The organism is Micromonospora sp. DT63 (assembly GCF_049841615.1).
Classification (GTDB): Bacteria; Actinomycetota; Actinomycetes; order Mycobacteriales; family Micromonosporaceae; genus Micromonospora.
This window is the reverse complement of the sequence record NZ_JBNCKQ010000008.1, coordinates 17622-38231: the sequence shown is the minus strand read 5'-3', so window position 1 is coordinate 38231 and position 20610 is coordinate 17622. Positions and strand designations below refer to the sequence as shown.

Genomic DNA, 20610 nt, shown 5'->3' with positions numbered 1-20610 from the left:
CCTGCCGCGGCGCCCACGACGGCGTCGCCGAGTGTGAAGGACCGCTCATGAGCTCCCTGAAGACCCCCGCGCCACCGGATGCGTCGGCCCGCCGGTCGCGTCCCGCTCCGCGGCACTCACCCGCGCGCCGCCGGCAGCTGAACCGGCTGGACCTGCGCTTCACCCCGTACGTCTTCGTCCTGCCGTTCTTCGTGCTGTTCGCGATCTTCGGCGTCTACCCGATCGTCTACACGTTCTGGATCGCGATGACCGACAGGTCACCGATGAACGCGACGATCAGCTTCGTCGGTCTGGACAACTTCGTCGAGTTGTTCACGAACGATCCGCAGTTCTGGAACGCGGTGGTGAACACCTTCGGGATGTTCGCCCTCTCCACCATCCCGCAGCTGATCATCGCCCTGCTGCTGGCGAACGCCCTGAACCGGCGCATCCGCGGTCAGATGTTCTTCCGGCTGGCCATCGCGATGCCGATCATCACCTCGACCGCAGTGGTGGCGCTCATCTTCTCGATGATCTATGCCCGCGAGTTCGGCCTGATGAACTGGCTGCTCGACCTGGTCGGCGTCGGCCCCGTCGACTGGCGGGCCAACCGCTTCGCCTCCTGGTTCGCCATCGCCACGATGGTCGACTGGCGGTGGGTGGGTTACAACGCCCTGATCTACCTCGCGGCGATGCAGTCGATCAACAAGGACGTGTACGAGGCGGCCGCCCTCGACGGCGCCTCCCAGCGCCGGCAGTTCTGGTCGATCACCATCCCCCAGCTGCGTCCCACAATCATCTTCACGCTGATCATCTCGACCATCGGCGGTCTGCAGCTCTTCACCGAGCCGCTGATGTTCACCAGCGGTTCGGGCGCGCTCTCCGGCGGCACGGAGGGTCAGTTCCAGACGATCACGATGTACCTGCTGGACGTCATGAACCAGCGGTTCCGGTGGGGGTACGCGGGTGCCGTCGCACTGGTGCTCTTCCTGCTGATCGCGTCCGTCTCGTTCCTCAACTACCTGCTGGCCCGCCGAATCAGCTCCGACAAGTGAGGGTGGCCCACCCATGACCAGTACCACTCTGCGACCGCCGGCGGTCCAGCCACCGACGGCCGGGCGCAACGGCATCCGCCACCGGGCGGAGAAGCTCTGGACGGCCAGCCCACTGACCTGGTTCGGGCTCGTCCTGGGCGTGATCCTGTCGCTGTTCCCGTTCTACTGGATGATCGTCATCGCCTCGCGGACCAGCGACGCCGCGAACTCCTGGCCGCCGCCGTTCCTGCCGGGCGGCAAACTGGGCGAGAACATCCAGCGGGTGCTCGACAACGGCGACGCGAACATCGTCAAGGGCCTGATGAACTCGTTCCTGGTGTCGGGCACGATCACGGTGGCGACCGTGTTCTTCGGCTCGCTCGCCGGCTTCGCGTTCGCGAAACTGCGCTTCCGCGGCAAGAACGCGCTGTTGCTCATCATCCTGGCCTCGATGATGATTCCCATCCAGCTCGGCGTGCTGCCGTTGTACATCCTGATGGCGAAGCTGGAATGGCTGAACACCATGCCGTCGGTGACCGTGCCGTTCCTGATCGGCGGATTCGGCATCTTCATGATGCGCCAGTACGCCGAGCAGGCGGTGCCCAACGAGCTGATCGAGGCGGCCCGCGTCGACGGCTGCTCCACCTGGCGCGTCTACTGGCACGTGGTGGTGCCGGCGCTGCGACCCGCGGCGGCAGTGCTCGGGCTGCTCACCTTCATGGAGCAGTGGAACCAGTTCTTCTGGCCATTCGTGGTGCTCGCCGACCCGGCCAACCCGACCGTGCAGATCTCATTGCGCAGTCTGAACACCGCGTACTTCGCGGACAATTCTCAGATCTTCGCGGGTACGCTCATCGCGACCCTTCCGTTGTTCATCGTGTTCGTTCTGTTCGGCCGCCAGATCATTGGCGGGATCATGGAAGGTGCCGTCAAGTCGTGAGCAACCCCGCCAGCCCACCCGCCGTCGACGTCCTCGACGAGCGCCCCGGGCTGACCTTCCCACCCGGCTTCCTGTGGGGCGCCGCGACAGCGGCTTACCAGATCGAGGGGGCGGCGGCCGAGGGCGGCCGCACCCCGTCGATCTGGGACACCTTCAGCCACACCGAGGGCCTGGTGGTCAACGGACACACCGGTGACGTGGCCTGCGACCACTACCACCGGGTCCGCGACGACGTCGCCCTGATGGCCGAGCTGGGCCTGAAGTCGTACCGTTTCTCGGTCTCCTGGCCCCGAGTGCAGCCCGGCGGTTCGGGCGCGGCCAACCCGCAGGGCCTGGACTTCTACAGTCGTCTGGTCGACGACCTGCTGGCCCACGACATCGAGCCGTGGCTGACCCTCTACCACTGGGACCTGCCGCAGGAGCTTGAGGACGCCGGCGGCTGGCCGTCGCGGGACACCGCGGCGCGCTTCGCCGACTACACGACGCTCGTCGCCGACGCGCTCGGCGACCGGGTGCGCTACTGGACGACGCTGAACGAGCCGTGGTGCTCGGCGTTCCTCGGGTACGGCTCCGGTGTGCACGCCCCGGGCCGGTCGAACGGTGCGGACGCGGTCCGCGCCGGGCACCACCTGATGCTCGGGCACGGCCTGGCCGTGCAGGCGCTGCGGGCCGCCCGCCCCACCGCCGAGGTGGGCGTGACAGTCAACCTGTACCCGGTCGACCCGGCCAGCGACACCCCCGCCGACATCGACGCGGCCCGGCGGATCGACGGGCTGGCCAACCGCTTCTTCCTCGACCCGCTGCTGCGCGGGTCGTACCCGGAGGACCTGGTGGCCGACCTGCGGCCGGTGACCGACTTCGACCACGTCCGCGACGGCGACCTGGCGACCATCGCCACGCCGCTGGACCTGGTCGGGATCAACTACTACAGCCGGCACGTGGTTGCCGCGCCGGTCGAGGGCGCCGAGCCCGAGCCGTACTGGCGGGAACCGTCGTGCTGGCCGGGCAGCGAGGACGTCCGCTTCGTCAGCCGGGGATTCCCGGTCACCGACATGGACTGGGAGATCGACGCCCCGGGCCTGGTCGAGACGCTGCGGCGGGTGCACGACGAGTACACCGACCTGCCCCTGTACGTCACCGAGAACGGCTCCGCGTTCGTCGACACGGTCGTCGACGGGGAGGTCGACGACCCCGAGCGGCTGGCCTACTTCGACGCCCATCTGCGCGCCTGCCACGAGGCGATCAACGCGGGCGTGCCTCTGCGGGGATACTTCGCCTGGTCACTGATGGATAATTTCGAGTGGGCCTGGGGTTACACGAAGCGTTTCGGCATGATCCACGTCGACTACGACAGCCAGCTTCGCATCCCCAAGTCCAGCGCCAGGTGGTACGCCTCGGTGATCCGACGCAACGGTCTGGCCGCACAATAGGCTCGGGCCAGCCATCAGGGCGGTCCTGGTGCCCACCCTCGGGTGGCGCCAGGCCCGCCCGCCGTCGGAGGAGCAGACGATGACAACGCAGCGCACCCGGTCGCTCGGGCGCCCGACCCTCGACGCGGTCGCGGCGCGCGCCGGCGTGGGTCGAGGCACGGTCTCCCGCGTGGTCAACGGCTCGCCCCAGGTCAGTCCGGAGGCCCGGGCCGCTGTCCAGCAGGCCATCGCCGAGCTGGGGTACGTGCCGAACCGCGCGGCCCGCGCGCTCGTCACCCAGCGCACCGACTCCGTGGCCCTGGTGGTGTCCGAGTCCGGCGAGCGGGTCTTCACCGAGCCGTTCTTCGCCTCGATCGTGCGGGGCATCAGCTCCGCGCTGCTTGAAACGCCGATGCAGCTCTGGCTCGCCATGGCCCAGTCGCCGGTCGAGCGGGAGCGGGTCGAGCACCACCTGACCAACCAGCACGTCGACGGCGTACTGCTGCTGTCGTTGCACGACTCCGACCCGCTGCCGACCCTGCTGGAGGAGCGCGGCCTGCCCGCGGTGCTCGGCGGTCGGCCCGCCCGCATGCTGCAACCCGGCGCCCAGCCGGCCTGGTTCGTCGACGTGGACAACGTTGGCGGGGCCCGGCAGGCGGTGGAGTACCTGACCGGGCAGGGGCGTCGACGCATCGGCACCATCGCCGGGCCACAGGACATGGGCGCCGGCCTGGCCCGCCTGGCCGGCTACACCGAGGCGGTCAAGGCCACCGGCGGCGGCGTCAACCCCGACCTGATCGCGTACGGCGACTTCAGCGAGGGCAGCGGCGCGGCCGCCATGCGTCGGCTGCTGGACTCCTGCCCGGATCTGGACGCCGTCTTCGTGGCGTCCGACCTGATGGCGTTCGGCGCGCTGCGTACGCTGCGCGAGGCCGGTCGACGTGTCCCCGAGGACGTCGCGGTGATCGGCTTCGACGACGCGACGATCGCCCAACAGGCGGATCCGCCGCTGACCACCGTCTTCCAGCCGGTGGAGGAGATGGGCCGACAGATGGCCCGCCTGCTGGTCGCCCGCATCCGCGGTGACGACCTGCCGGCCCCGCACATCCTTCTGGACACGCAGCTGGTCCACCGCGCCTCCGCCTGAGCGGCGGAGGTCAGGCCCAGCGGCGGAGTTCGCGCTTGGCGAGGGAGTTGCGGTGAACCTCGTCGGGGCCGTCGGCGAGGCGCAGGGTGCGGCTCTGCGCCCAGAGGGCGGCCAGGGGCGTGTCCTGGCTGACGCCCGCGCCGCCGTACCCCTGGATGGCCTTGTCGATCACCCACTCCGCCATCGCCGGCGTGCCGATCTTGATGGCCTGGATCTCGGTGTGGGCGCCCTTGTTGCCGACGGTGTCCATCAACCAGGCCGTCTTGAGCACCAGCAGGCGGGCCTGCTCGATGCGCACCCGCGACTCGGCGATCCACTCCCGGACGACGCCCTGCTCGGCGAGCGGCCGGCCGAACGCGACCCGCTCGTTGGCCCGGCGGCAGAGCAGTTCCAGTGCCCGCTCAGCCATTCCGATCAATCGCATGCAGTGGTGGATCCGACCCGGGCCCAGCCGCGCCTGGGCGATGGCGAAGCCGGTGCCCTCGGCACCGATCAGGTTCTCCGCCGGCACCCGGACGTCGACGAAGTCGATCTCGGCGTGCCCACCGTGTGAGCCGTCGGTGTAGCCGAAGACGGTCATGCCCCGGCGGACGTGCACGCCGGGGGTGTCCCGGGGGACCAGCACCATGCTCTGCTGGCGGTGCCGGTCGGCGTCGGGATCGGTCTTGCCCATCACGATGAAGATCTCGCAGCGCGGGTCCATCGCGCCGGACGACCACCACTTGCGGCCGTTGATGACGTACTCGTCGCCGTCGCGGACGATCCGGGTGGCGATGTTGGTGGCGTCGGAGGACGCCACGTCCGGCTCGGTCATGCAGAATGCGGAGCGGATCTCGCCCTCCAGCAGGGGCATCAGCCAGCGCTCCTGCTGCGCCTGCGAGCCGAACTCGGCCAGCAGCTCCATGTTGCCGGTGTCCGGCGCCGCGCAGTTGACCGCCTCCGGCGCCAGGTGCGGGCTGCGCCCGGTCAGCTCGGCGAGCGGCGCGTACTGCAGGTTGGTCAGGCCGGCGCCGTAGCGCGGATCGGGCAGGAACAGGTTCCACAGGCCGCGCTTGCGGGCCTCGGCCTTGAGCTCGGCCAGCACTGGGGTACGCGACCACGGGTCACCGGCGGCGACCTGCTCGGCGTGCACCGCCTCGGCCGGGTAGACGTGTTCGGTGAGGAACCGGGTCAGCTCGTCGCGCAGCTCCTCGGTCCGGGCGTCGTACGAGAAGTCCATCACCGCTCCCTGGCGGCGGTCAGCCCGTGCGCGACCAGCGGTGCCACCATCTCGCCGATCCGGTCGAAGCCCTCGCCGAGCGTCTGCCCGAGCGTGTGGCGGTAGTGGATGCCCTCGCAGATCACCGCGAGCTTGAAACAGCCGAGCGCCACGTGCCAGTGCAGTGGCCCGACGTCCACGTCGCTGCGCCCGGCGTACCTGTCGATCAGTTCGGCGCCGGTGGGGAAGCCGGCGCGCGGCCCGAGCCCGTCGGCGACCGGGTTGCCCTCGGCCGTGTCGCTGCCGCCGAGGACATCCCAGTACGTCAGGAGCAGTCCCAGGTCGGCGAGGGGGTCGCCGAGGGTGGCCATCTCCCAGTCCAGGACGGCGTGCACGGCCACCGGGTCGGCCGAGGCGAGAAGGTTGTCCAGCCGGTAGTCGCCGTGCACGATCCGGCCGGCGTTCGCACCCTCCGGGGCGGTCGCGGCCAGCAGGTCCCGCAGCTCGTCGATGCCGGGCAGGTCGCGGCTGCGCGAGCGGTCGAGCTGCCCGGCCCAGCGGCGGACCTGCCGGGCGAGGTAGCCCTCGGGGCGGCCGAAGTCGCTCAGCCCGACGGCGGCGGGCTCGACGGTGTGCAGCGCGGCGAGGGTGTCCATCATCGCCATGGCGAGGGCCCGTCGTCGGTCGTCGCCGAGCGGGTCGGTCTGCGCGCGGGTGCGGAACACCTCGCCGGGCATCCGCTCCATCAGGTAGAACGGTGCGCCGATCACGTCGGGGTCGGTGCAGAGCAGCAGCGCGCCGGGCACCGGCACCTCGGTGGGCGCCAGCGCCGAGATGACCCGGAACTCGCGGGCCATGTCGTGCGCGGTCGCCAGCACGTGCCCCAGCGGTGGCCGGCGCAGCACGACCTCGCGGTCGCCGATGCGCAGCAGGTAGGTGAGGTTGGACTTGCCGCCCGCGATCAGGTGGGCGCGCAGCGGCCCGGCGGCCAGCTCGGGTCGGTGCTGCGCCAGATGGTCGGCGAGTCGGTCCAGGGCCAGACCCGCGGGTGAGGCCGGAACGGCCGTCGGCCGTGACGCATCGACGGCCGGATCACTCATCCGACTAGTTGATGGCAGACCGTTCACGTTGTCAAGGTCAGATACGTCTGACGTGTCATCGTCAGCGCTGTGGCCAGGCGATGTGGCGTCGCGGCGGGTCGAGCCACCCGGTCGACAATCCCCCATCGCTGCGACATTTGCCCGATATCGTCTTCATGGCGGGCCGCGGCAGCGGTCTCCGGAGCGGCGGGGGCGATCGTGGTGCAGGCGAGCGAGGGTACGACGACTGTCGGCGAGCTGTTGCTCAGCCGGCTCCACGACCTCGGAGTACGCCATGTCTTCGGGTTGCCGGGCGACTACAACATGGACTTCCTCGATCAGATCGAGGCGTTCGACGGGATCGAGTGGGTCGGCAGCTGCAACGAGCTCAACGCCGGCTACAGCGCCGACGGATACGCCCGCCTCGCCGGCGTGGCCGCGATCCTCACGACGTTCGGTCCCGGGGAGTTGTCGGCGGTCAACGCCCTCGCCGGGGCCATGGCGGAGTCGGTGCCCATCGTCTCGATCGTCGGCGGTCCGACCGAGGAGATCATGCGGCAGGGCACCTCCATGCACCACTCGCTCGCCGACGGCGACTTCGACCACTGGGTGCGGGTGGCACGCGAGGTGACTGTCGCCCAGACCTCGCTGACCCCGCAGAACGCGCTGGGAGAGGTCGACCGGGTGCTTACCGAGTGCTGGTCGCAGCAGCGTCCGGTCTACGTCCGGATGCCCGGCGACGTGGCCCACGCCGAGATCGCCGTGCCGGGGCGACCGTTCACCCGCCCCGAGCCGGTCGTCTCGCCCGGACAGCTCGACGCCTTCGCCACCGCCGCCGGCGGCTGCTCGCCGGTGCCGAGCGGCCGGCCCTGCTGGTGGGGAACCTGCCGATCCGCTTTGACCTCGGCGCCGCCGTCACCGCCCTGGCTGCCGAACGGAACTGGCCGGTCGCCGCGCAGTCGCTGGGACGGGGACTGCTGGACGAGTCCGACCCCCACTACGTGGGCGCCTACAACGGCGGTGACAGCGTCGACGAGGTCCGCGCGGTGGTGGAGGACGCGGACGCGCTTGTCTGCGTCGGCACCACGTTCTTCGACTGGGACGGCCTGTTCACCGCCGACATCACTGTGGACCGGGTCATCAGCCTGCACCGCGACGCCGCCGTCGTCGCCGGCACCCGCTTCGCCCCGGTCGCCCTGCCGGCGGCGCTGCGGTGCCTGCACGAGATCGCCCCGAACCGTACGGCGGAGTGGTCACGCGCGCCGCTGCTGGCGGCCGACCCGCCCGCACTCGATCCGTCGAGCAACGAACCGATCCGGCAGGCACGGCTCTGGCCGGCGATCCAGCGGATGCTCCGCGAGGGGGACATCTTCGTCCCGGAGACCGGCACCCCGTCCTTCGGCACGGCGACGATGCGCCTGCCCGCCGACGTCACAGTCGTGTGGCCGCCCATCTGGGGCTCGATCGGCTACGCCACCCCGGCCGCCTTCGGTGCCGCGGTGGCGGCCCCGGATCGACGGACGGTGCTGGTCACCGGCGACGGATCACTGCAACTGACAGTGCAGGAGATCAGCCGGATGCTCGCCACGAACCAACGCCCGATCATCATCGTGGTCAACAACGGCGGCTACACCGTCGAACGGGCTGTCGACGGGCGGCACCAGCCGTACAACGACATCGACAACTGGCGGTACACGGACCTGCCCGCGGTGTTCGGACGGGACAGGGGCTTCACCGCCCACGTCGCCCGTACCGAGGGCGAACTGGCCGCCATCCTGGCCGGCATCGACGGCCCCCCGGCCCAGTTGACACTCATCGAGGTGGAGACCGACCCACTGGACCTGCCCACCGGCATGCCGCAGTGGGGCCGGGAGACGTCCGCCGCCGACTACCACGCACAGCTCGCCTCCACACCGGTTCTGCCCCTGGGCGGGCTCCCCTGAGCGTCGGCGTCCGGTTTCACCCCGTAACCAGCCGCCGGAATTTCCGCTCGGGACATGCCTCTGCAACAGGGACGAAATGGTCAACATGCAGGCTGTGAGCAGCCTGCCGGCCGTCGCCGGCCCGCCGAGCGGAGGGACAGACATGTTGCTGCGAGTTCGGGTCACCCTGCCGGACCGTCCGGGCACCCTCGGCCAGGTCGCCCGCACGTTGGGTGTCTCCGGCGCGGACATCGTCCAGGTGGTGGTCCTCGAACGTCTCGGCGGGCGCGCGGTGGACGACTTCACGGTCGTGTGGCCGGGCGCGGCACGGGTCGAGCGTCTGCTGGCGGGCCTCGCGGCGATTCCCGGCGTACGGGTGGACGGCGTGTGGCGGGCGATCGGTGCGCCCACCACCACCGGCCAGGACGCGGAGCTGCTGGCGCAGGTCGCGGCCAACCCGGCCGACGGGCTGGCGACCCTGGTCGACGCGGTGCCGGGGCTGCTGGCGGCCGACTGGGCGGTCGCCGCGGTGGTCCCGGTGGACTGGGCATCGCGCACCGGGGGCGGTGGCGCCACCGTGGGCCACGCGAGCTGGCGTGCTCCCGTACCCGTGCGGTTGCCCGAGGTGACCCCGCTGCGCGGCCGCTCGATGACCACGCCCGACGGCACCCACCACGCGATCGCCCCGTTCGGCCGGGCCGGGCTGGTGCTGGTGGTGGCCCGTGAGCACAGCGACACCCTCTGCGCGGCGGGTTTCCACAGCACGGAGGTCGACCGGCTCACCCAGCTCGTCCGGGCCAGCGCGGTGATTCTCGGCGACCGACTGGACCTGGTCGGCGCACCACCTGTCGTCGCCGGCCCCTGAGCGGCCCCTGGGTGTTCCCGGGCCGACACGGCCGAGCAATCGGGCGGCAACAGCCGGGGACGAGGCTCTGACGTGGGGAAGGGAGCCAACCATGACGTTGTGGCGGATCCGAGCGACAGTGGACGACCGGCCGGGTTACCTGTCGGTGCTCACCGCGAGTCTCGCGCTGCGCGGGGTCAACATCCTCACCGTGCAGGTGCAGCCCACCGAGCTGGGCGCGGTGGACGACTTCCTGGTCGACGCGCCGGACGCGCTCGACGAGGCCGAGCTGGTCGCGGCCGTCGAGCGGGGTCGTGGCCGGGACTGCTGGGTGGCGCGCAGCGAGGCGCGCGGCCTGGCCGACCAGCCGACCCGGGTCCTCGGGCTGGCCAACCGGCTGGTAAGGGACCCGGACGCGACGGGCGAGGCACTGCGGACCCTGCTGGCTGCCGACGACGTCAGCTGGAGGCCGGCGTCGGTAGGCGTCGACCGGGGGATCATCGGCACGAGCATGTCGCTGGCGGACCCGGCGGGTGGCTCCTTCGCGCTGCACCGGGCCGCGCCCGCGTTCACCCCGGCGGAGTACGCCCGGGCGCAGGCCCTGGTCGAGCTGGCCGCCACAGTGGTCCGTCGGGCCGCCGAGCAGGTCACGCTGGTGCTGCCCGACGGTGTCGAGGTGGCCGTGCGCCCGGCCTGCGCCGACGACCTGCCCGGCGTACGGGAGCTGCACGAGGGGTGTTCGACGCGCAGCCGGCAGCGGCGCTACCTGGGCGGGGCGGCGCTGCCGCGGCCGGACCGACTGCGTCGGTTGCTGGAGCCGAGTCGCGGGCTGACCCTGGTCGCGGTGGCCGCCGGCTCCGACGGTGCGGCCGAGTCGGTGGTCGCCATGGCGAACCTGCTCGGCGAGGGCGACGAGGCCGAGGTGGCGCTGCTGGTGCGCGACGACTGGCAGCGGCGCGGGCTCGGCACGGCGTTGTTGCGCCGGCTGGTTCAGCACGCCGACGGGGCGGGCTACGCGGCGTTGACCCTGCACGTCCAGGCCGAGAACGCCCCGATGCTGCGTACCCTGCGCCGGCTGGGCCGACCCAGCTCGACCGAGCGTGAGGGCTCGCTGCTCACCCTGACCGTCCCGCTCACCGCACAGCGGAAGGGCATCGTGTTGTCGCCCGGCGCATGACAAGGGACCTCTCTCGACAGCGCGTCAACGCGTGGAGGGTTGGCGGCGGCCGGACAGGCAGAACCGGTTGCCCTCCGGGTCGGCGAGGACCACGTACGGCGGTTCGGTGGGGTGGGGGTCGGTGGGGTAGTGCCGCCAGTCCACCCGCTGGGCGCCGAGCGCGAGCAACCGGTCGAGCTCCTCGTCGAGGCTGCGCTCGCCGGCGTCCAGGTCCATGTGGAGCCGGGGAAACTCCTGCACCGGGCTCTCGCTGAGGTCCATCGCGACGGCCATGCCCGGCGCACCTGGCGGCGGCTCCAGCACGATCCACTCGTCACCGTCGAATCGGGGCGCCCGGCGGCGGTAGCTGAGCGCCGCGGCCCAGAACCTCGCTGCCCGCTCGGGGTCGGACACGCCCAGGGAGAGCTGTTCGATCATCGCCATCTCGCGACGGTACGCCGCCGGTCCCCGGTCAGACGCGCCGGGCGTCGACAGGGGACCCGCACGGCCTCAGGTGGCGGGGTAGCTGTTGTAGTCGGGGAAGTTGCCGTAGAGGCGACCGGCGCCGCCGACGGTGACCGCCTGCACCAGCAGGTCGCCGCCCACGAACGCGCCCTTCCAGGACGCGCCCCGGCCGCCGAACGGCTCGTCCCGGTCACCACGGGAGCGCGGCTTGTTGATGCCCACCTTGAATGCCTGGAGGTCCACCGCGAGCTTGCCGGCCTCGTCGGTGTCGTCGCAGGCCAGCGACGCGACGAGCGCGCCGTTGGAGGCGTTCATGGCGGCCAGCAGCTCGTCGGTGGTGTCCACCACGACGATCGTGTCGACCGGGCCGAACGGCTCGGCGTGCATCAGCCGGGACCGGCCGGGCGGGGCGAGCAGCACCGACGGCGCCACGTACGCGGAGGTGTCCTGGCCGGGCAGGAACGGCGCACCTGTCAACTTGCCCCGGTGCAGCGGCACCGCGCCGCCGCGGACCGCCTCGTCGACCGTGCGGCGCAGCTCGTCGGCCTTCGCGGCGCTGATCAGCGGCCCGAAGTCCAGCTCGGGCAGCGGGTCGCCGGCCGTCCAGTCGTCCCCGACGGCCAGCGGGTGACCGAACCGGACCGACCGCACGACCGGCAGGTACATGTCGAGGAACTCGTCGACCAGGTCGCGCTGCACCACGAACCGGGGGTACGCGGTGCAGCGCTGCTTGCCGTACTCGAAGCCCTTCTTCAGGTGCGCGGCGAGCAGGTCCCACTGGGAGAAGTTCCAGATGCCCCAGGCGTTGAGGCCCTCCTGCTCGATGAAGTGCCGCTTGTCGCTGTCGAGCAGCGCGGCGGCCACCTTGCCGCCGTTGGAGCGACCGCCGACGAACGCCACCGCACCGATCTCGGGTGCCCGGACGAGCACCTCGGACAGCTCCTCGCCGCCGCCGGAGACGAGGGTGGCGGGCAACCCGGCGCGACGCATCAGCGCGTGCGCGACGGTCAGGCAGACCGCGCCGCCCTGGGACGGGGTCTTGGCGATGACCGCGTTACCGGCCAGCAGTTGGACCAGCTCGGCGTGCACGAGGACGCTCATCGGGTAGTTCCAGGAGGCGATGTTGCTGACCGGGCCGTCCAGTGGCTCGCGGCCGTCGGCGAGCATCCGGTCGATCTCGCCCACGTACCACCGGACGCCGTCGAGTGCCCGGTCCACGTCGGCGCAGGCGAGCCGCCACGGCTTGCCGATCTCCCAGACGAGCAGGAGCGCGAGCAGGTCACGGTGGGCGGTGAGGGCGTCCAGGGCGTCGCAGACCCGGGCCTTGCGGTCGTCCAGCGGGGTGCGCGCCCAGGCCCGGTGCGCGGTGGCGGCGTGTGCGACCGCGGCGCGGGCGGTCTCGGCGTCGAGTCGGGACAGGTTGATGACGACGTTGTTGTCGACCGGGGTGCGGACCGGCGCGGGGTGGCCGACCGCCCGCCAGTCGCCTTCGACGAGGTTGTGCAGCGTGGTGACGCCGTCCACCTCGGCGCCGAACGCCTCCGGGGTGGCGGCGACCGCCCGGGCGAGGACGTCGGACCAGGCAGTGCCGTCGGCGAGTCGTAGTGCCATCGCGTTCTCCTCAGGGTTGACCGGGGAGCGGCGGCGTCGACGGCACCGCTGATGGTCGGTACTGTCCCGCGCGCGGTAGTCGGTCAGCAACCGTACGTTTGTCTGGCTGGCTGTCGGCCGCTCCGAGTCGCCCGATGGTCGACTCGCGACGAAGGGCCCTGACCAGCGGCTACTTCACACCGTCTATTGACGCACGTCGATGGTGTGAGGTTGTTGGCTTTGTTACCCGTCAGTACGGAAGGCGGGTCCGGGAACCTCCGACGTCACGGAGCGCGAGGCATGCGAAACGCCCACGACGACCCCGGAGCGATGTCCGGAACCGGTCGTGGGCGTTCGTCGGTGACGGTGGCCGTGCGGACGGCCGCGCGCGTCAGGCGCCGACGCAGTGGCATGAGGAATCCTCCGGGATTGGTCGAGGGGGCCGCCCATGATCCCATGTGAGGGGCCTGCCGACGGCATCGGCCAACCGGTCTGAGCTGGGACGACGTCTCGGACGGGAAGTGCCTTCCGGGTCGACCTTCCGGGCCGGCGTGCGCGTGTCGCCGTAACGGTCCCGAGTGCTGCGGCGCTGGCGCGCAACCCGGGCTTCCCATTCGACGACGTGCACATTACATTGTCGTTTATCCATGGGAGCGCTTCCACGGCTGTTCATGGTCACACCGCCACCCCGCTGTCGCCGGTGGCCGTGCCGCCCCCACGCCGTCCCGCGTCGGTGCGACCGCCGGCGGCGCCTCCGAACAGGAGCCCTTCATGCGCCACCTGACCCGGCCGTCCACCGGCCACCCCGGCCGGTCGCCGGTCGCCGACCAGCCCTGGCCCCGGCGGTTGCTGACCGCCGGCGTGGCCCTGCTCACCGGGCTGTCCCTCGCGGTCACCGCGCCGCCGGCCGGGCCCGCGTCCGCCGCGCCGGCCTTCAACTACGCCGAGGCGTTGCAGAAGTCGCTGCTCTTCTACGAAGCGCAGCAGTCGGGCACGCTGCCGGACTGGAACCGGGTCTCCTGGCGTGGCGACTCCGCGCTCACCGACGGGGCCGCCGCCGGGCTGGACCTCACCGGCGGCTGGTACGACGCCGGCGACCACGTCAAGTTCGGCTTCCCGATGGCGTTCAGCGCCACCATGCTGGCGTGGGGCGCGGTGGAGTACCGCAGCGGCTACACGGCCTCCGGCCAACTGCCGCACCTGCTCAACAACCTGCGCTTCGTCAACGACTACTTCATCAAGGCGCACCCGTCGGCCAACGTCCTCTACGGGCAGGTCGGCAAGGGCGACGACGACCACAAGTGGTGGGGCCCGGCCGAGGTGTTGCCGATGGCGCGGCCCGCGTACAAGATCGATGCGAGCTGTGGCGGCGCGGACCTCGCGGGAGAGACGGCGGCCGCGATGGCCGCCTCCTCGATGGTGTTCCGGCCCACCGACGCGACCTACGCGGACAAGCTGCTCACCCACGCGAAGCAGCTGTACACCTTCGCCGACACGGTGCGGAAGTCCTACAGCGAGTGCATCACCGACGCCGCGTCGTTCTACAAGTCGTGGAGCGGCTGGCAGGACGAGCTGGTGTGGGGCGCCATCTGGCTCTACCGGGCCACCGGCGACGCCAGCTACCTGGTCAAGGCCGAGAGTGAGTACGACAAGCTCGGCACCGAGCCGCAGTCCACCACGCGCTCCTACAAGTGGACCATCGCCTGGGACAACAAGCAGTTCGGCGCGTACGTGCTGCTGGCCAACCTGACCGGCAAGCAGAAGTACGTCGACGACGCCAACCGCTGGCTGGACTACTGGACCGTCGGGGTGAACGGGCAGCGGGTGCCGTACTCGCCCGGTGGGATGGCGGTGCTCGACTCCTGGGGCGCGCTGCGCTACGCGGCCAACACCTCCTTCGCCGCGCTGGTCTACAGCGACAAGACCACCGACACGACGCGCAAGGCGCGCTACCACGACTTCGCCGTCCGACAGATCAACTACGCGCTCGGCGACAACCCGCGCAACTCCAGCTACGTCATCGGGTTCGGCACCAACGCACCGAAGAACCCGCACCACCGCACCGCGCACGGGTCCTGGTGGGACAGTCAGACCGTGCCCGTCGAGACCCGGCACACCCTCTACGGCGCGCTGGTCGGCGGCCCGTCCTCGGCCAACGACGCGTACACCGACAGCCGGTCCGACTACGTGATGAACGAGGTCGCCACCGACTACAACGCCGGCTTCACCTCGGCGCTGGTCCGGCTGACCTCCGAGTACGGCGGCAGCCCGCTGGCCAACTTCCCGGTCGCCGAGACGCCCGACATGGACGAGATGACCGTGGAGACCACGGTGATGCAGGCCGAACCCCGGGCCACCGGGCTCAAGGCGATCATCTACAACAAGTCGGCGTTCCCGGCCCGGGCCCTGACCAACGGCAAGTTCCGGTACTACTTCCGGCCCGACGGCACCGGCGCCGTGCAGGTCACCTCCGGCTACACCCAGGGCTGCCCGTCGCCGACCACCGCCAAGCAGTTCAGCGGCGACATCTGGTACGTCGAGGTGGACTGCACCGGCTACACCATCGCCCCGGCCGGGCAGTCGCAGCACCGGATGGAGGTCCAGTTCAAGATCGGGGTGCCGGAGGGCGGCACCTGGGATCCGACGAACGACCCGTCGTACCAGGCGACCGCCGGGCCCAACCGCAAGGTTCCGCTGTACGCCGGCGGGGTGCGGGTCTGGGGCGAGGAGCCCGGACCGGCCACCCCGGACACCACCGCGCCCACAGTGCCCGGCACGCCCGTCGCGTCCGGCCTCGCGCCCCGCTCGGTCACCCTGACCTGGGCGGCCTCCACCGACAGTGGCGGCAGCGGCCTCGCCGGCTACGACGTCCGCGAGGTCCTGGTCGGCGGCGACACGGTGGTGAACCGGCCCGTCACCGGCACCACGCTCACCATCTCGACGCTGCTGCCGGAGCACACGTACGAGTACAGCGTGGTGGCCCGCGACGGCGCCGGCAACCGGTCGGCGGCCTCCCCGGTGCTCACCGTGACCACGCCGCCGACCGGGTCCGCCGACACGACAGCGCCGAGCACCCCCGGCACCCCGGTCGCCTCGGCGGTCACCGCCACCGGCCTCACCCTGGCCTGGACCCCGTCGACCGACAACGTGGGCGTCACCGGCTACCGGGTCTACCGCGAGGCCGGCGCCACCGACGCGCTCGTCGGCTCGCCCAGCGGCAGCACGCTCGCCGTCACCGGGCTGACGGCCTCAACGGCGTACCAGTTCTACGTGGTGGCCGTCGACGCGGCAGGCAACACCTCCGCGGCGTCCGCGCCGGTCGCGGTGACCACCGCGCCTCCGCCGGTCGGCGGCACCTGCTCGGTGGGGTACGCCACCACCGACTGGAGCACCGGCTTCACCGCCACGGTGACGATCACCAACACCGGCACGACGGCGATCAACGGCTGGACGCTGCGGTTCAGCTTCCCCGGCGGGCAGACCGTGAGCCAGGGCTGGTCGGCGACGGTCAGCCAGACCGGTGCGGCGGTCACCGCGACGAACCTGTCCTACAACGGCACGATCGCGCCGGGCGCGTCGGCGAGCTTCGGCTTCAACGGCAACCACACCGGCACGAACCCGAAGCCCACGGCCTTCACCGTCAACAACACCGCCTGCACCGTGGGCTGATCCGCCGAACGTTCGAGATCTTGGACAGTTTCCGTTCAACCGGAACGGAAACTGTCCAAGATCTATGGCCGGAGTACGCAGGTTGCCTCCCGGGATGACGTCGTGGGGCGGACGCCATCGGCCCGCGTCGGGCCACTGTGGTGGCATGACCGTGGCGTACGCCGGCCGACCCAGCGGGGTTCCGAAACTTTTCCGAAACATCATTGTCCAGACCGGCGCGTGTGCAAGCATCGACTGAGTTGGATTCCCCCCACCAAGACGTCCGGTCGTCCCGCCTCGACGGCCCGGGTGCAGGCCATTAAGGAGGCCGAGATGGCAATAAGCCCATCCGTTCATCGCGGCGAGACCCGGCGACGGCGATCACCCGCCGTCCGAGCGCTGCTCGCCGGCGCGTTCAGCGTCGTGACCGTGGCCGCCGTCGCGGTGATGATGCCGTCGGCGAATGCCGCCGCGTCCACGCTCGGCGCGGCCGCCGCGCAGTCGGGCCGGTACTTCGGCACCGCCATCGCGGCGGGCCGGCTGGGCGACTCGACGTACAGCACGATCGCGGCGCGTGAGTTCAACATGATCACCGCCGAGAACGAGATGAAGCCGGACGCGACCGAGCCCCAGCGGGGCCAGTTCAACTTCAACTCCGGTGACCAGATCTACAACTGGGCGACCCAGCGTGGCCTGAAGGTCCGTGGGCACACCCTGGCCTGGCACGCGCAGCAGCCGGGGTGGATGCAGAGCCTGAACGGCAGCAGCCTGCGTCAGGCGATGATCGACCACATCAACGGCGTGATGGGCCACTACCGGGGCAAGCTCGCCGCCTGGGACGTGGTGAACGAGGCGTTCAACGAGGACGGCAGCCGCCGCTCGTCCAACCTCCAGGGCACCGGCAACGACTGGATCGAGGTGGCGTTCCGCACCGCGCGGGCGGCCGACCCGTCGGTCAAGCTCTGCTACAACGACTACAACATCGAGAACTGGTCGTACGGCAAGACGCAGGGCGTCTACCGCATGATCCAGGACTTCAAGTCCCGTGGCGTGCCCATCGACTGCGTCGGGTTGCAGACCCACTTCACCGGCGGCAGCTCGCTGCCGAGCAACTTCCAGACCACGCTGTCCAGCTTCGCCGCGCTCGGCGTGGACGTGGCGCTGACCGAGGTCGACGTCACCAACTCCTCCACCACCCAGTACGCCGGGCTGACCCAGGCGTGCCTGAACGTGCCGCGCTGCATCGGCATCACCGTCTGGGGCGTACGCGACAGCGACTCGTGGCGCTCGAACGAGAGCCCGCTGCTCTTCGACGGCGGTGGCAACAAGAAGGCCGCCTACAACTCCGTCCTCAACGCGCTCAACGCGGCACCCCCGACCTCGAGCCCGACCGCGACTCCGACGGTGAGCCCGACGGTGACCCCGACGGTGACCCCGACCACGACCCCGCCGCCGAGCGGCGGCGCGGGCCGGATCGTCGGCGTGCAGTCGGGCCGGTGCATCGACGTGCCGAACTCCACGCAGACCAACGGCACCCGCGTCCAGCTCTACGACTGCCACAGTCAGTCGAACCAGCAGTGGACGTACACCTCCGGCAAGCAGTTGCGGGTCTACGGCAGCAAGTGCCTCGACGCGAACGGCGCGGGCACCGCCAACGGCACCGGAATCATCATCTGGGACTGCAACAGCGGGGCCAACCAGCAGTGGAACATCAACTCCAACGGCACCATCAGCGGCGTGCAGTCCGGCCGGTGCCTGGACGTCTGGGGCACCGGCAACGGCCAGCAGGTCCAGCTGTACGACTGCCACGGGCAGACCAACCAGCAGTGGCGGACCGACTTCGGTGGCGGCACCACGCCGCCGACGTCGGCCCCGCCGACCACTGCCCCGCCGACGTCGACGCCGCCGCAGAACGGCTGCGCGCTCCCGTCGACCTACCGGTGGTCGTCGACGGGCGCGCTGGCGAACCCGCAGAACGGGTGGGTCTCGGTCAAGGACTTCACCAACGTCGTCTACAACGGCAAGCACCTGGTCTACGCATCCAATGTCAACAGCAGCGGCCAGTACGGCTCGATGAACTTCAGCACGTTCACCAACTGGTCCGACATGGCCTCGGCCAGCCAGACCGGAATGAGCCAGGGCACCGTGGCGCCCACGCTGCTGTACTTCGCCCCGAAGAACATCTGGGTGCTGGCGTACCAGTGGGGTCCGACCTCGTTCAGCTACAAGACGTCGAGCGACCCGACGAACGCCAACGGCTGGTCCTCGGCGCAGACGCTGTCCACCGCCACCCTGTCGGACGCCCCGTACGGGGTGATCGACCAGACCCTCATCGGCGACGACCAGAACATGTACCTGTTCTTCGCCGGGGACAACGGCAAGATCTACCGGTCGAGCATGCCGCTGGGGAACTTCCCGGGCAGCTTCGGCTCGACCTACACGACGGTCATGACCGACTCGACGAACAACCTGTTCGAGGGCGTCGAGGTCTACAAGGTGCAGGGCCAGAACCAGTACCTCATGATCGTCGAGGCGATCGGGAGCCAGGGACGCTACTTCCGGTCGTTCACGTCCACCAGCCTGAGCGGCTCGTGGACCCCACAGGCCGCCAGCGAGAGCAACCCCTTCGCCGGCAAGGCCAACAGCGGCGCGACGTGGACCAACGACATCAGCCACGGTGACCTGGTCCGCAACAACCCCGACCAGACCAAGACCGTCGACGCCTGCAACCTGCAGATGCTGTACCAGGGCAAGAACCCCAGTGCGGGAGGCGACTACAACCTGCTGCCGTGGCGGCCGGGTGTCCTGACCCTCCAGCGCTAGGCCCACTGCGCAGAACCGAAGCGCGCCCGGCACCGTGTGGTGCCGGGCGCGCTTTTCGGTGGACAGCGCCGGGCCGGCGGGCGGACGGCGGCGACCCGGGGCAAGCTGGGTCGATGGAGCGTGCGTTGGTGACCGTCGGGCACGGGACCGCCGGCCGGGACCAGTTCGGGGCACTGCTGGCCGGCGCGGAGATCGCCCTGATCGTGGACGTGCGCCGCTACCCGGCCAGCCGGACCAACCCGGACGTCCGCCGGGAGGCCATGGAACGCTGGCTGCCCGAACAGGGCATCGGCTACCGCTGGGAGCCGCGCCTCGGCGGCCGCCGGCACGTCCGCGCCGGCGAGCCGGAACCGGACACCTGGTGGACTGTCGCGGCCTTTCGGGCGTACGCCGCGTACACGCGCACGCCCGACTTCGACACGGCCCTGGACGAGGTGCTGGCCGACGCCGCACTGCGAACCACAGCGGTGATGTGCAGTGAGAGCGTCTGGTGGCGCTGCCACCGGCGGCTGATCGCCGACGTCGCAGTGCTCGGCCGCGGGGTGCCGGTGTCGCACCTCATGCCGGACGGCCGGCTCAGCCCGCACCGGCCGGCCGAGGGCGCCCGCCGCCTGTCCGACGGGCGTCTGCTCTGGGCGGGCTGACTCAGTCGGCGAGGTCCTCCGCGAGCAGGTCCATCAGCAGCGCATCATGCCAGCGCCCGTCCGCCCCGCGCTCGTAGCGGCGCATGATGCCCACCGGCCGGAAGCCCACCTTCGCGTACGCCCGGATGGCCGCGCTGTTCGCCGCCGCCGGGTCGATGGTGAACCGGTGGTGGCCGTACTCGTCGATCAGGTGCCGGGTCAGGGTGCGGATGGCGTCCCCGCCCAGGCCCTCGCCGCGCGTCGCCGGGTCGAGGAAGATGTCCAGGCTGGCGTGCCGATAGTCCGGATCGGACTCGGCGTACCACTGGATCGCGCCGATCACCCGGCCGTCGTGCTCGATGGCGTACAGGGCGAGGTCGTCGTCGTTCAGGTCGGCCTGGACGGACGCGGCCAGGTCGTCGCCGCCGCGCCACCACCGGCGGACCTCCGGGTCGGCCCGGATGGCCGCGAGGGCCGGCACGTCCGCGACCGTCGCTGGTCGGAGGGTCACCGCACGCCCGCGCAGCACCGGCTCAGCCTCGGCTCTCGCCGTGCTCGACGCAGACCGCCGACCAGCCGACCGGCAGCACCTGCACCTTCATGCGGCGTCGGCACTGCGGGCAGTAGCGCGGCGGCTCCAGCGCGCGGGCCGCCGCGCACGACTCGTGCCCGGCTGTCGACGCGTCCTCGCCGCAGCGGTCACACCAGCGCTGCGCTGCCACAAGCTCGGTCACGTCGTCCTCACCGGTCAGC

General features: G+C 71.0%; 15 protein-coding genes and 1 pseudogene. 10 read left to right on the top strand and 6 right to left on the bottom strand.

Annotated features, from left to right (window positions below):
• Nucleotides 1-47: 47 nt before the first annotated feature.
• The 4 genes from ACLQ27_RS26055 (at nucleotide 48) to ACLQ27_RS26040 (ending at nucleotide 4509) form a co-directional block, all read left to right on the top strand.
• Nucleotides 48-1034, top strand: a complete 987-nt coding sequence (locus ACLQ27_RS26055; protein ID WP_357498611.1) for a carbohydrate ABC transporter permease — start codon at nucleotides 48-50, stop codon at nucleotides 1032-1034.
• Nucleotides 1035-1047: 13 nt separating this feature from the next.
• Nucleotides 1048-1953 carry a carbohydrate ABC transporter permease gene (locus tag ACLQ27_RS26050; RefSeq protein WP_255786339.1) on the top strand — a complete coding sequence of 302 codons (906 nt, stop codon included), beginning with the start codon at nucleotides 1048-1050 and terminating at the stop codon, nucleotides 1951-1953.
• Nucleotides 1950-3383: a GH1 family beta-glucosidase gene (locus ACLQ27_RS26045; RefSeq protein WP_357498613.1), complete on the top strand. Its 1434-nt coding sequence runs from the start codon at nucleotides 1950-1952 to the stop codon at nucleotides 3381-3383. Before ACLQ27_RS26050 ends, ACLQ27_RS26045 begins: the two co-directional genes overlap by 4 nt.
• 79 nt (nucleotides 3384-3462) lie before the next feature.
• A complete protein-coding gene (locus tag ACLQ27_RS26040; protein ID WP_234581573.1) occupies nucleotides 3463-4509 on the top strand; it encodes a LacI family DNA-binding transcriptional regulator in 1047 nt (348 codons plus the stop codon).
• 10 nt (nucleotides 4510-4519) lie between these two features.
• Here the strand turns inward: ACLQ27_RS26040 and ACLQ27_RS26035 are convergent, their stop codons facing one another.
• Both ACLQ27_RS26035 and ACLQ27_RS26030 read right to left on the bottom strand, forming a co-directional pair.
• Nucleotides 4520-5728, bottom strand: a complete 1209-nt coding sequence (locus ACLQ27_RS26035; protein ID WP_425869126.1) for an acyl-CoA dehydrogenase family protein — start codon at nucleotides 5726-5728, stop codon at nucleotides 4520-4522.
• Complete coding sequence (locus ACLQ27_RS26030; protein ID WP_357498616.1) at nucleotides 5728-6807, bottom strand: phosphotransferase family protein; 1080 nt, start codon at nucleotides 6805-6807, stop codon at nucleotides 5728-5730. The genes ACLQ27_RS26035 and ACLQ27_RS26030 overlap by 1 nt, the downstream gene beginning before the upstream one ends.
• 198 nt (nucleotides 6808-7005) lie before the next feature.
• Here ACLQ27_RS26030 and ACLQ27_RS26025 point away from each other — a divergent pair.
• The 3 genes and pseudogenes from ACLQ27_RS26025 to ACLQ27_RS26015 all read left to right on the top strand — a co-directional run bounded on the left by ACLQ27_RS26025 (nucleotide 7006) and on the right by ACLQ27_RS26015 (nucleotide 10729).
• Nucleotides 7006-8729 (top strand): annotated as a pseudogene (locus ACLQ27_RS26025) (alpha-keto acid decarboxylase family protein).
• 142 nt (nucleotides 8730-8871) lie between these two features.
• Nucleotides 8872-9573 carry an amino acid-binding protein gene (locus tag ACLQ27_RS26020; RefSeq protein ID WP_234581576.1) on the top strand — a complete coding sequence of 234 codons (702 nt, stop codon included), beginning with the start codon at nucleotides 8872-8874 and terminating at the stop codon, nucleotides 9571-9573.
• A 91-nt stretch (nucleotides 9574-9664) separates the two neighbouring features.
• Entirely contained in the window at nucleotides 9665-10729 is a 1065-nt protein-coding gene (locus ACLQ27_RS26015; RefSeq protein ID WP_425869123.1) for a GNAT family N-acetyltransferase, read from the top strand.
• 24 nt (nucleotides 10730-10753) lie between these two features.
• On the opposite strand, the gene ACLQ27_RS26010 is transcribed toward ACLQ27_RS26015, so the two are convergent.
• Both ACLQ27_RS26010 and ACLQ27_RS26005 read right to left on the bottom strand, forming a co-directional pair.
• Nucleotides 10754-11152, bottom strand: coding sequence for a VOC family protein (locus tag ACLQ27_RS26010; protein ID WP_425869121.1), 399 nt, complete (start codon nucleotides 11150-11152; stop codon nucleotides 10754-10756).
• A gap of 66 nt (nucleotides 11153-11218) precedes the next feature.
• Entirely contained in the window at nucleotides 11219-12784 is a 1566-nt protein-coding gene (locus tag ACLQ27_RS26005) for an aldehyde dehydrogenase family protein (RefSeq protein WP_425869119.1), read from the bottom strand.
• Between the two features lie 750 nt (nucleotides 12785-13534).
• On the opposite strand from ACLQ27_RS26005, the gene ACLQ27_RS26000 reads away from it, so the two are divergent.
• From ACLQ27_RS26000 to ACLQ27_RS25990, 3 genes are all read left to right on the top strand, one after another.
• Entirely contained in the window at nucleotides 13535-16432 is a 2898-nt protein-coding gene (locus ACLQ27_RS26000; protein WP_425869117.1) for a glycoside hydrolase family 9 protein, read from the top strand.
• A 312-nt stretch (nucleotides 16433-16744) separates the two neighbouring features.
• Nucleotides 16745-19234 carry a non-reducing end alpha-L-arabinofuranosidase family hydrolase gene (locus tag ACLQ27_RS25995; RefSeq protein ID WP_425869115.1) on the top strand — a complete coding sequence of 830 codons (2490 nt, stop codon included), beginning with the start codon at nucleotides 16745-16747 and terminating at the stop codon, nucleotides 19232-19234.
• Between the two features lie 113 nt (nucleotides 19235-19347).
• Nucleotides 19348-19878, top strand: a complete 531-nt coding sequence (locus ACLQ27_RS25990) for a DUF488 family protein (protein WP_234581584.1) — start codon at nucleotides 19348-19350, stop codon at nucleotides 19876-19878.
• A 1-nt stretch (nucleotide 19879) separates the two neighbouring features.
• On the opposite strand, the gene ACLQ27_RS25985 is transcribed toward ACLQ27_RS25990, so the two are convergent.
• Both ACLQ27_RS25985 and ACLQ27_RS25980 read right to left on the bottom strand, forming a co-directional pair.
• Complete coding sequence (locus ACLQ27_RS25985; RefSeq protein ID WP_357495680.1) at nucleotides 19880-20386, bottom strand: GNAT family N-acetyltransferase; 507 nt, start codon at nucleotides 20384-20386, stop codon at nucleotides 19880-19882.
• Between the two features lie 4 nt (nucleotides 20387-20390).
• Nucleotides 20391-20609: a hypothetical protein gene (locus ACLQ27_RS25980; protein WP_308195329.1), complete on the bottom strand. Its 219-nt coding sequence runs from the start codon at nucleotides 20607-20609 to the stop codon at nucleotides 20391-20393.
• Nucleotide 20610: the final 1 nt, after the last annotated feature.